Source organism: Siminovitchia sediminis (assembly GCF_042680885.1).
In the GTDB taxonomy this organism is placed as follows: domain Bacteria; phylum Bacillota; class Bacilli; order Bacillales; family Bacillaceae_C; genus Siminovitchia; species Siminovitchia sediminis.
Window position 1 is genome coordinate 1 of record NZ_JBHUEO010000012.1, and the last position, 12,101, is coordinate 12,101.

The window sequence follows — 12,101 nt, forward strand, 5'->3', positions numbered from 1 at the left end:
ACAATAGGGTGATAATGTAAAGTAAAACAATAATAATTTGCTGAAAGGTAATAGATTTACTTCCTTACTTTACATAATCATTAACTATACATAACCTTTTTTATGCGAAGCTTCGCATAACAAGGGAAAGATTGAGAATGTGGTGAAATTCATCAAAGGGAACTTTGCGAGGAATCGGGTATTTTATCAGATAGATACCTGGAACGAGCAGTGACTCGCCTGGCTTGAAAGAAAAGGAAACTATCAGGTGCACCATACAATAAAAAAGAGACCTGTCGAAGTGTTCGCCCTGGAAAAGCCACACTTGCGAAAAGTCTCCTCCCCTGCTTTCTTTCGAAAGCAGCCATAGATCTAGTATAACAAGGACAGTGCATAAGGACAACATCATTAAATATCAATCGTACCGTTATTCTGTTCCGTTGGAAACGTATAAGCCACACGGAGATAACATCGTTCATGTCCGGATTCTTCAAATTTCAGCGGTCTTTGGTAAGCGTCAAATAATCCCCATCTGAAACAGGTGGGGAACATTTAACGCTTACGAGATAACCCTCCAGATTTCCCTATATCTTATTTGTTATTCTTTTGTATTTGGACCTTTATAATTCAACATGTGGTGATGCTTTATTAAGACGTGCGTTCTTCAATCTCTTTTTCGTCAAATGTTAATTCAGGAGGACGCTTTCTAAACATGTTCGTTATGAATGCTAAATATATGAACCCAATAACAAACCAACTAATTCCTAGCATAAAAGCAATTTTACTTAAACTAGTCCATAGCCAAATACATAAGGTAACTCCTATTAATGGAAGTACTAAATAAAGAAACGTCTCTTTTGGTGAACGTTTTTGGTTTCTAATGTAGTAATGAGCAAAAACGGAAACATGGACTATCGTAAAAGCCGCAAGAGCTCCGAAACTAATAAACGAAGATACCGTTTCTAAACTGACAATTAAAGCTGATAAACCTACAAAACTTACAATGATTATACTATACACAGGTGTACGATATTTCGGATTAATATAACCAAAGATTTTTTTCGGGAGAATCGAGTCACGTCCCATTGCAAAGAGCAACCTAGAAACACTTGCATGTGAACTTGTAGCAGAAGCAAAGCAACCTAAAATATAAGCTGTTAAGAAAAATGATTTAAATAAGTTTCCGCCTAAAAATGCCGCAATTTCTAAACCGGCTGAATCTACATCTTTAAATGACATATAATCTGGAAAAACAAGTTGGCCTAAATAAGAAATAAGAACGAATAAAACACCGCCAATTATTGTCACAAGAAATATTGCTTTTGGAATAACTTTCTTAGCATCAATCGTTTCTTCTGCCAATGTCGTAACAGCATCAAACCCTAAAAAGGAGAGAGCCAAAATCGCTGCTCCGGCAAAAACGAGCGAAGCTGATCCATCTAGATTAAAAAATGGCAATGTGGAAAAGAGGGTACCAGCTCCTTCTCCACTTACTAGTCCTTTAATGGAAAAGAAGGTAAACGCAGCAACAAATATTAGTTGGAACGAAATTAATGTAAGATTTACTCCTGCCACCACTTTAATCCCTCGAATATTGAAAAACGTTACAATTAAGATTGCAATGATAACCCACATCCATATTGGAATAGACGGGATTTCAGCGTTTAAATAAATTCCAATAGCTAAATAGTTAATCATTGGAAGAAACAAATAATCTAATAACAAAACCCATCCTGCAAAAAAGCCTACGTGAGAGTTTATCGATTTTTGTGCATATGTGTAAGCAGATCCAGCATACGGATACGCTTTTACCATCCGTCCATAACTATAAGCAGTAAATAACATGGTTATTAATGTAACGATGTAAGCCATCGGAAGCAAACCTTTTGTCAACTGCGAAACAATTCCATACGTTGTAAATATAGTTAAAGGAACCATATAGGCTAAACCAAATAAAACAACAGGCATTAACGTTAGTACTCTCTTAAATTCTCCATTCGAATTCATATCTCACTTACCCTTCCTTATTCCCTCTTTTTTATATCCCCAATTTTCTCTTTGTTTTTTAATACACCTTGTTTTTTGCTAATAAATATCAACAACCTCCCCCTATCATTGAAGAGTATAGAAGAAATATAATATATCGCATCACCGCCTTTTTCTGAAAACACAGCAATCCCAGACTCGAATGTAATAGCGCTTTCAATTGATTCCAAAATAATTCTAAAGTAATAGTCTTTGTAACTAATTTTCTGCTTTAATTGGCACATCGTTACTAGACTTTCTGTAAGTTCATTAATGGAATTTTGAAACAACAGTTAAAACATCAATTGGTACTCTTCATTAAAAGGAGTAAATGTTAATTTTCTTAACCTTCTTTAGCTCTCCATAGAAGTAAGTATCTGCGGTGTATCCTCTACTTTTTTTTCCGTTTCACCAAGTTCCTCATTATTGATTCTACCTCCTGTAAGTGTATATTCCTCTGAAACCGTATATTTCTTTTCTTCTACTTTCTCTACCCATGGAGTTTTATTTTCGTTGAAGCGTAATGTAAATATATCTGGCCGAGAATAGTGTCCAACCGGATCAAGGCCCGCTTTTGCTAAATGAATTTCCGATAAATCTATATCTGCATAAAGGATGCCTTCTTCCGTATGTTCCAATCGCGACGCCAATTCTCTACCATCGGGTCCAAAAATTCGAGCCCAGCCACCGCCAAGTGATAGTAATTCTTCTTTCTCTGGTGTATCACAAAACAGCTCATATCCTGATTCCGATATAATGGCTGTAGCACAAAGTACAAATGCTTGACTCTCTAACGCATATGTACGCGTTGCAGCTTCATTTGCTTCGATACCGAATGTGTAAACACCCTGCTTTTGAAACGTATTACCTAAACTTGGCCAAGAAGCAACATGGATTTGTTCATGTTTACTAAACATTGCATACTTCGTTAGGGGTTGATAGTGTTCCCAACAATTTAAAGCTCCTAGTCTCCCGATAGGTAAATCATAAACCTTAACATCAGAACCATTACCTTCTCCAAATATAGTCCTTTCTGCATGTGTAGGTTTTAATTTACGTCTACTTCCAATAATTTCTCCTTCACTTCCAATAGTTATTTGACTTATATAGAGACTACCACCTGCTCTTTCACTATATCCCATTACGACTGTAATATTATTTGCCTCTGCAGCTTGCTGTAACCGTTTCATCCGGGGATCATTCACAGATAATGAGTTTTGATGGTAACGTTTATAGAACTGCATTGCCCAGTATTGGTTTCCAGCCAAGCAAAATATGGATAGCCTGGAATAAATAATTCTGGAAAAGCTATTAATTCAGCCCATTTTCTGCAGCTTCTTCGATTAATGAAATTGATTTATCAATTCCTTTATTTGCATTTAACCAGACCGGTTCGGCTTGTACTGCAGCAGCCTTTATACGAGCTTTGTACTCAATCATTTTTTACCCTCCCCTTTTTAACATAAATGCCTTTACCTTCGATAAAGGTAAGTTTGGCGACATATAGGCCAATCCTATGGCCACTACGTGCATCAAAGTTATCTTTCTCTCAATCTTGTTGTTTTGATCAAATAGTCATCATATGTCATCATATCCGTTTTCATGTGACGCTTACTTACTGAATTACATGAGGAACCCTGCCCGGCATGTACAAAGCCAGGCAGGACACTATTAATCTAAGTTTACCCAGACACTTTTTACTTCTGTATAGTTATCTAATGCATAAGAGCCCATTTCGCGACCAATCCCGGATTGCTTATAACCGCCAAACGGCATAGCTGCATTCGAGAGATTATAACAGTTGACCCATACAGAACCAGCTTTTAATTTACCGGCAACAATATGGGCGTTCTTTAGATTCTCCGTCCAAAGTCCTGCTCCAAGGCCATAAGGGCTGTTATTTGCACGCTCAATGGCCTCGTCAATTGTCTTATATGGCATACAGGCCACGACAGGTCCAAAGATTTCCTCTCTTGCAATCGTCATATGGTCTTCTGCTTCAAAAACAGTCGGCTGCACGAAAAAGCCTTTGTCCAGGCTTTCTCCCCCTGCCCAGAGCTTCGCTCCCTCATCAATTCCTTTTTGGATGTAAGAAGTAACGATATCATGCTGCCTTTGGGAAACGAGCGGACCCATTTCCGTATCTTCAGAGAGTCCATTACCGAGCTTTACTTTTTTAGCATAATCAGCAAGCCTCTCCATGACTTCATCATACTTTTGCTCCGGGATAAATGCTCTTGACCCTGCACAGCAAACCTCCCCCTGGTTCGCCATGATTCCGTTGAACACACCAGGAATCGCTTTATCCAAATCCGCATCCGGCAAGATGATATTGGGTGATTTCCCTCCAAGCTCCAGTGTCACGCGTTTCATCGTATCCGCAGCTGTTTTCATAATGGATTTTCCGACCGCTGTAGAGCCGGTGAACGCAATTTTATTTACTTTTGGATGTTTGACAAGCGCATCCCCTGCTGATTTTCCAAAACCGGGAACAATATTAATAACGCCATTCGGGAAACCTGCTTCCTCAATCAACTTACCTAAATACAGGGCAGAAAGCGGTGTTTGTTCGGCTGGTTTTAAAATAATCGTACAGCCTGTAGCCAGCGCCGGTGCGATTTTCCACAATGCCATCATGATCGGAAAGTTCCATGGAATAATCTGTCCTACTACCCCGACCGGTTCGTGGCGTGTATAGTTAAAGAATGAATGGGATACGGGAACCGTCTGGCCGGTCATTTTGGTCGTCCAACCCGCGAAATACCTTAGCTGATCAATGGCACCAGGCAAATCGGCGTTTCTCATTTCCTGGATCGGTTTACCGTTGTCCAGTGTATCTAGCTGTGCAATTACTTCAAAATCCCTTTCCATTAAATCCGCCAGCTTATGCATGAGTTTGGCACGATCTGCTGCGCTGATTCTGGACCAAGGACCTTCTTCAAACGCTTTGACAGCAGCTTCTACCGCTTTGTCAATATCATTTTCACGAGCTTCATATACATGAGCCAATACTTCCCCTGTTGCAGGGTTAATTGTTTCAAACGTTTGGCCTTCCACGGATTCATGCCATCCGCCGTCAATGAAAAGCTTTACAGGCCCCTTGATAAACTCACTTACTTTTGGGTGAATTGGTAAAGTCTCACTTGTTATCATCATTCTATCCCCTTTATTGAAAAATGGGTGGCTGAGTTGCCAGCCTTTTGTATGCCTGTCCACACTTGTCATCGAGTCCGAGACAATATGCAAACAGGTTACCAAGCATAAGGTTCAATCACCTGGTTTTGTCATTTAAATGAATCTCCAATAGTCCTATAATATAACCCATTTGTTAGCGCTAACACTTTGAGGATACTCTCATTTCGTATAAAAAATCTATTCTCATATTTTATGTTCAAAACCAACGATTTTTAGGTTTATTTCAACAACCTTTTAAGAAGTTTCCCCGAGGTTTTTCTAAGGAATTCATTATCAAATTCAACATCTGAGGTTTTCCGTTAACATTTGTATGAGAGATAACATACCAAAATACTTACATTCATTCTTCAATTACCAAATTAGGTATTACATGGATAGAGTCCGTAATATTGGCACGATTAGGTGAATAGTTAATCACTTTTTCATGAATTTTTTCAAACTGTTCTTTTGTTCCGTTCCCTTTGACACGTATCGTATAAGTCACACCTTTAAACCCTATTGGTGCTTCAGGATCGACCTCTAAAAATCCCCTTAGATTTAATCCTGCTTCCATTTCGATTTCCAACTTTTCCAACTCAATACCCATCATCGATGCACCAACAGCGTAGCCTACCATCATACATGACCCCATTCCCGCCAATAAATATTCTTGAGGGGTTGGGTGCGTATCCTCGCCTAATAGCTGAGGTGGCTCATCAACTACAAATGTAAAATCTCTCTTTATTTGTTGTTCTCCGAAAGTCATACCTTTTGTTGTCACTTTTGACTTTGTACCACCTTGCCATTCTAGTTTAATGTTGTAATCCACCATTGCTTGATCTGGATTTCCAGTTATTTCTTCAATATAATTATTTAACGCTGGAATATTAATATCATTTAATTGTTTGGTTTTCATTCTAATCCTCCATCAAATAAATTTAATAAATAAACGTTGGTTATTTAATGAGTAAATGAATAATATCGTCAAATTATCTGTTATTAATTTCGGTTTACCTCCTTACGTTCAATTTATAGTCTTATTGTATTGAACTTTTAAAACATAAGATATATATTAAATTACAATAATATATCGTCAGTTTGTTGAGTTTTACAAAAGCCTTATAATTATGTAGGTGCATAGTAAGTTTTTACCATTACAGGAAGCTATTTTATCAGACATATAAGAAATATAAACAAAAAAAAGATCGAACAATTGCTTTTCGTTTAAACCTTGTATTGCCAGTTGTAACAACTTAACTAAATTGGCTTTTACGGATGATTAACGCTTTAACCCCTGGGCGATCAGCCATGATCACCGAAGTGATGGGGAAGGGTGCTGGTAGGCCAAAAGGTGTACATTTGCACCTGAAAAGGTTATTCAATGGGGAAAGAATCGCTTTTTAAACATTCTCCAATCCGAACTAGAAACTGATCTGGAAAAACATACGCGCCCCCCAGCAGAATCGCGGGCTAAAAACCCCGGAAGGCGTACTCATCCATAGTAACCGGGGAAACGTCTATCACTCACTTTATTTCCATGAATTGGAGAAAAGAACTGGAATTCACACTGTTCTATCCTGGGGTGACCTGAAGGCCTGTAGGCAGGTTTTGCTGTTTATATAATAATGGAAGAAAAATCCAGGAGGAGCTTGGTTAAGGCACTCTGAAGACCTATATAAAGAATTAGAAACGAGGCTTAACAAGGAGCTTAAAGCCAAAGCTCCAGCTGCTTGCCGTCTGTAGTGCCTGATTCTTGGCAGGCCCCGCCGGCGAATGCCTGGCATTGGTGTCCATGTTACAATTGATTGCAGGAAGGCCTCAAGTTATCATTTTTTAGCCTTCCTGCATGCATTCATCAACTGGGACAAAACAAGTCAATCAAACTTTTTGCAGTTTTTTTGGCGTCAATTTATTAGGGGCTGAGCCCACTGCCCTAAAATGAACTCTTATTTGCTAGGTTAATAACTGTATTTAATAATACATTTGCTCCCTTTTCAATATCTGTTTCCGAAGCATATTCTTTAACGCTATGGCTTATACCCTCTTTACACGGTATAAAAATTATGCCTGTTGGCGCAATATTCAGCATATAATTCGCGTCATGACCGCCACCGCTTAATACATTTAAAGTAGAATAACCAAGGTCATGAGCCACTGATTCAATTTCACTTTGTATTTGACTGGTAAAGGAAATTGGTGGAAAATTTAAAATTTTATTAATATCAATTTGCATTTTTTCTTCCAAGACGATATTTCTCGATATTTCTTTAATGTTATTAATTAATTCTTCACGTTTAGAGTCATTTTTAAGGGAGACATTTACAATAAACGAAACTTCACCAGGAATACAAAGTATCTCTCCGGGATGTATATTTAGTTTTCCAATCGTTATTGTTACCTCATCACCCAGTCCTTGAGCGAGCTCTTTTATGGCCACAATTACCTCTGCTGCCTAAAAAGAGCATCCTTCCTTCTACTCATCGGTGTAGAGGTGGAATGATTTGTTGCTCCATTGATAGTAATTTCTAACCAATCGGTGCCTCTATCTCCAGTAACTATACCAATGGATTTGTTTTGGTCTTCCAATACAGGCGCTTGTTCTATATGCAGTTCTACATAACTATGAGCCTTTGTTAAACGATTTTTCTTATCACCAAGATATCCTATTCGTTTTAGTTCATCACCAAAACTATAACCATCTTTATCTTTAATCTGATATGCAAACTCCTTTGTAAACACATTTGTAATCGAGCCCGACCCTAGTGCTCCTGGGGCAAATCTAACCCCTTCTTCATTTGTGAAATTTACAATTTCAATAGGGCGTAGTGTTTGAATGTTATTTTCATTTAACACTTTTATCATCTCTAATGCACTTAGGACACCTAGAATTCCATCATACCTACCACCGTACACTTGTGTATCAAGGTGTGATCCCGTCACTACTGGATCTAAATCATTTCTCATACCTTCCCGACGTCCATAAATATTACCAAAATCATCCACACGAACATCGAGACCCTCTGCATGTAACCAGCTAGTAAAAATATCCCTCATAATTTTATCTTCATTTGATAATGCTAATCGGCTTATACCCGTATCAGAAACCTTCCCTATCGAATTGCTAATTTCAAACGTTTTCATGAGACGGTCTAAATTAATGTATTGCTTTTCCATTTTCTTGTTCCTCCCTCTATAAATTAAAGTTTCTCCCCTAATAAATTATGGGTTCTTGAATAAACCCTTTACAAACGAATGTGCAAGTGAGTTATGCAGTAAGTAAACGCTTTTAATAGAACAACTCTGAAGGTATCTATTCTATGAATGATCTGCTGCAATTTTGTCTACGGCAAATTCAGATTGGGAATGACCATCCGGCGTGTAATTTTCCACTGCTTCGAATAATTCATCTACATGCTGTTGCTTTGAGGTTAACAGAGAAACAATTATATAAAGAGTCAAATTAAAAACCAGCCCAATAATACCTGATGAAACTCCCCCCATCGAGATTAACTCGGGGGTAAATACTCCCAATAAAACGATTACACTTCCAGCAATCATTCCTGTAAACGCACCATATATATTTCCTCGTTTCCAATAAAACCCTAGCAGAAACGGAACAGCTAATTGTGCCATGAATTCATAAATATGAATAATCACTTCCACAATTCTTGATATATCCATCGTTGCAATATACATTGCTACTATCCCTAACAATAGTGTAAGAAATCTTGTAAGTTTTAACCTTTTTTCCTCACTCAACTTTGAACTTAACATATTTTTACCAATCAAGACAGAAGCAGTTGTTGCTGCCGCACTTAGGGTAGACATACAAGCTGCTAAAGCAAAAACCCCCATTAACCCTAACACAACAGGGCCCCCGTATTTATCGGCCATCCAAAAAACACTGTTTTGTAGATCTTCCGGGAATCCATCTAAAAATGTTACTCCTAAACCTAACCAAAGTAAAAGGAAAGTGAAAATAATGCCAATAATTGGGCCAAACAACACACCTTTTTTAAGAGCCCTAACACTTTCAGCCATGTATAACCGATTGAACATACCAGGATTCATCATTCCGCCCAAGGAACCAGTAATTATCGCAGAGCTCCATATCCACAATTCCATACTATCGCCAATAGTCAACATTGATGGTTTTTCGGTCGCAACCATCTGGAACATGGGGCCAATTCCTCCATATACTACATATAAGAGATATACTACGGTAGCAGTTCCAAGAACTGTGAAAGATAGTCCCTGAACAAGGTCTCCTACGACACCAGCTCTCATTCCACCCCACCAAGAATAAAAAATTACAAATCCACCGACAACAATAATACCGATAATAGATGGTACAACTCCGTATGTAGCAGATGTGACTAAGTAGCCAATTGTCTTAAGTTCTACAATGAGCCAAGGAGCCCAAAATACAAAAGAAGAGTATGTTATGAATGTTGCAAAAACTTTACTTTTATATCTCAATTCAGCCATATCTGCATGCGTTTCCAATTTATATACCTTTCCTAAAATCCACACGGGGCGAGCCATAATATACATGGTCACCATGGTACCTATTGCATAAACAGCAAAGTACTGCGCAAATAAGCCTATAGTTGCCGAATCGGAAAAAAATCCTGTGTAAATAGAGCCAATATACCATGCACCGAGGAACCCAAACATACTATAGAACCAAGGAAATGACCTATTTCCAACTGCGTATTCTTCAATACTGTCTTGCTTTTTCCGAAAAATTGATATTACAATAAGGTTTAGCAACAAAAATCCAATCATAACTGCTATTGAGATAACAACGTTCAATCTAATTCCCCCCTTTTATCTTCAACAAAATACCATACAATCAGCGTAATTGATACAAGAACACATACAGTTAAAAGCCAGAATACACTAAATGGGAGACCAAAAACCCACGGTGTAATTCTATCGAAAAATTTGAATACAGGAGGCACTACCAATGTCCCCAATATAAGCCAGATAAAGATGTAAAAACATAATGTTACCTGTCCTCTCCTCATTACTCTCCTCCTAAGTTAATGTTAAGTTTAGTTTTATAAAAACCATCATAATTTTTAATTTTGGAGCTACGTGAAAATTTATAGCGAGATAGGGATACACTCCTAATTAGAAAATATTTCTCCGAACATTATCCTTTAATAAATTTCACAATTTTATCACTATAGCATGTCGCAGATTGTATTTTCCTTTGATAACTTAACCAACTAGATAAGGTTAAAGGGTATATAATATAGGCAACGCATTAAAGTCCCGGTTGTATATACTAGATCTCGCTCCTGCAATTTAAACTTTCCCAAAACTTTGACTGGTGATTGATAACTCGTTGAATTGCTTCTTCTTGATTTGAAAACAGTTTATCTGAAGGTACGCCTAATCCAGATATAAAAGGATCTTCTACAGCGGTTTTAATACCACTCATTGCCTCCACTATACTTAAGGAACAAAATGGAACATACGGTGCACTATAACCACCTTCATGAATAACTACAAGTTGTCCTTCACAATGACGTTCAGCCAACTCCATCATAAACTCAGCAAATCTGTAAAATCCTTTTGCAGTTACCATCATTCTTCCAAGCGGGTCATATAAGCTTGGATCCTGTCCTGCAGATATTAAAATTAGCTCAGGTTTAAACTGATCAACGATAGGTTCCACGATTTTTTTGAAAGCATGCATATATCCAGCATTTCCGGTCCCGGCGGGTAAAGGAATATTAACGTTATAACCTTTTCCTTCCCCACGTCCACTATGTTCTGCTATACCGCTTTTCTTCGGATAATTATATTCTTGGTGCATTGAGATAAATAGTGTACTAGAATCATCGTAAAATGCTTCTTCCGTACCATTTCCATGATGGACATCCCAATCTAGTATTAAAATACGCTCTAAATTATATTTTTGCTTTGCATACTTAGCAGCAATAGCTATATGGTTAAACAGACAAAATCCTTTTCCTTTTTCAGCTTCTGCATGATGCCCCGGGGGTCTTGTTAGAGCGTAAACATTTTTAACTTGCCTTTCCATTACGGCGTCTACGGCCGTAATTGCCCCACCAGTAGCAAGTAATGCAATTTCATAGGAACCTGGACCAACAATGGCAAACTCCCCAGCATCACCACCTGTGGTTTCACTTAACTCTTTTACCTTGTCAATGTAACTTGGGGAATGAAAAAGTTCAACTTCATCCCTTGATGCTACTCGAGGAGATATTAGCTGTAATTGAGAAAGTAAACCGCTCCTTTCCAATAAATTTTTAAATCTCCTCTTTGTTTCCGGATTTTCTGAGTGAACATAACTTTGAACCCATCCACCTGGAGGTAAGTGAAGCGCACCATTTCCAGTATCATGCCAAAAATAACTCTCATCGTAAATAAACCCTGTTTTACTCATTTCCATAACCTCCTAATAATTAAAATTAAATTTTCGTATCAGCTCTAGGCTTGCGTCTAGGGCTCTTATATTGCTTCACCCCCAAATCAAAAAAATAAGGGCATATTACTTGTCCAATTTAATTGTTTCATTTTTATAATTTACTACAACATCATCACTCCTTTCAGGTTCTTCTAATTTGGAATCCTTTAATACTCCTTTTTGTCTAGTCAATATGTTTTGGTCCGTTTTCATCCCCAAGCTTCAGTATCTACATTTACCATTCGAAAATTTCCCCCTTTAATTTTGAAGACTTGTTATCAAGTCCCAATTAATATGCAAACAGTTGACCAAGCACTAGGTTGGGTCAACTGATTTTTCCATTTAATACAAACCCCAACAGTCCTTTAACGATGAACCATTTGTTCAGCGCTAACAATTGAGGATACTCTAAACTTTGCGTAATAAACCTATTCCCAAATTTATTTTCAAAACCGACGATAATTCGGTTTATTTCAACAAC

10 protein-coding genes and 1 pseudogene are annotated in these 12,101 nt (G+C 37.8%); 1 reads left to right on the plus strand and 10 read right to left on the minus strand.

The genetic code is table 11. From position 1 onward, the window contains the following. Nucleotides 1-118: 118 nt before the first annotated feature. Nucleotides 119-467: pseudogene (locus ACFSCZ_RS05880) on the plus strand (IS21 family transposase); the annotation flags it as partial. 160 nt (nucleotides 468-627) lie between these two features. Here ACFSCZ_RS05880 and ACFSCZ_RS05885 read toward each other — a convergent pair. The 10 genes from ACFSCZ_RS05885 to ACFSCZ_RS05930 all read right to left on the minus strand — a co-directional run bounded on the left by ACFSCZ_RS05885 (nucleotide 628) and on the right by ACFSCZ_RS05930 (nucleotide 11,599). After that, complete coding sequence (locus tag ACFSCZ_RS05885) at nucleotides 628-1,986, minus strand: APC family permease (RefSeq protein WP_380772878.1); 1,359 nt, start codon at nucleotides 1,984-1,986, stop codon at nucleotides 628-630. Between the two features lie 17 nt (nucleotides 1,987-2,003). Next, a complete protein-coding gene (locus ACFSCZ_RS05890) occupies nucleotides 2,004-2,249 on the minus strand; it encodes a hypothetical protein (RefSeq protein ID WP_380772879.1) in 246 nt (81 codons plus the stop codon). 108 nt (nucleotides 2,250-2,357) lie between these two features. Next, nucleotides 2,358-3,248 carry a carbon-nitrogen hydrolase family protein gene (locus ACFSCZ_RS05895; RefSeq protein ID WP_380772987.1) on the minus strand — a complete coding sequence of 297 codons (891 nt, stop codon included), beginning with the start codon at nucleotides 3,246-3,248 and terminating at the stop codon, nucleotides 2,358-2,360. Nucleotides 3,249-3,315: 67 nt separating this feature from the next. Further along, nucleotides 3,316-3,444 carry a hypothetical protein gene (locus ACFSCZ_RS05900; protein ID WP_380772880.1) on the minus strand — a complete coding sequence of 43 codons (129 nt, stop codon included), beginning with the start codon at nucleotides 3,442-3,444 and terminating at the stop codon, nucleotides 3,316-3,318. A gap of 231 nt (nucleotides 3,445-3,675) precedes the next feature. Continuing rightward, nucleotides 3,676-5,157, minus strand: coding sequence for an aldehyde dehydrogenase family protein (locus ACFSCZ_RS05905; RefSeq protein ID WP_380772881.1), 1,482 nt, complete (start codon nucleotides 5,155-5,157; stop codon nucleotides 3,676-3,678). A 382-nt stretch (nucleotides 5,158-5,539) separates the two neighbouring features. Continuing rightward, on the minus strand, nucleotides 5,540-6,094 hold the full coding sequence (locus ACFSCZ_RS05910) for an OsmC family protein (RefSeq protein ID WP_380772882.1): 555 nt from the start codon (nucleotides 6,092-6,094) through the stop codon (nucleotides 5,540-5,542). 1,017 nt (nucleotides 6,095-7,111) lie between these two features. Next, nucleotides 7,112-7,615, minus strand: a complete 504-nt coding sequence (locus ACFSCZ_RS05915) for a M20/M25/M40 family metallo-hydrolase (protein ID WP_380772883.1) — start codon at nucleotides 7,613-7,615, stop codon at nucleotides 7,112-7,114. Nucleotides 7,616-7,617: 2 nt separating this feature from the next. Then, nucleotides 7,618-8,352 carry a hydantoinase/carbamoylase family amidase gene (locus ACFSCZ_RS05920; RefSeq protein WP_380772884.1) on the minus strand — a complete coding sequence of 245 codons (735 nt, stop codon included), beginning with the start codon at nucleotides 8,350-8,352 and terminating at the stop codon, nucleotides 7,618-7,620. Nucleotides 8,353-8,493: 141 nt separating this feature from the next. Continuing rightward, nucleotides 8,494-9,993, minus strand: coding sequence for a sodium:solute symporter family protein (locus tag ACFSCZ_RS05925; protein WP_380772886.1), 1,500 nt, complete (start codon nucleotides 9,991-9,993; stop codon nucleotides 8,494-8,496). 478 nt (nucleotides 9,994-10,471) lie between these two features. Continuing rightward, a complete protein-coding gene (locus tag ACFSCZ_RS05930; protein ID WP_380772887.1) occupies nucleotides 10,472-11,599 on the minus strand; it encodes a class II histone deacetylase in 1,128 nt (375 codons plus the stop codon). Between the last annotated feature and the right edge of the window lie 502 nt (nucleotides 11,600-12,101).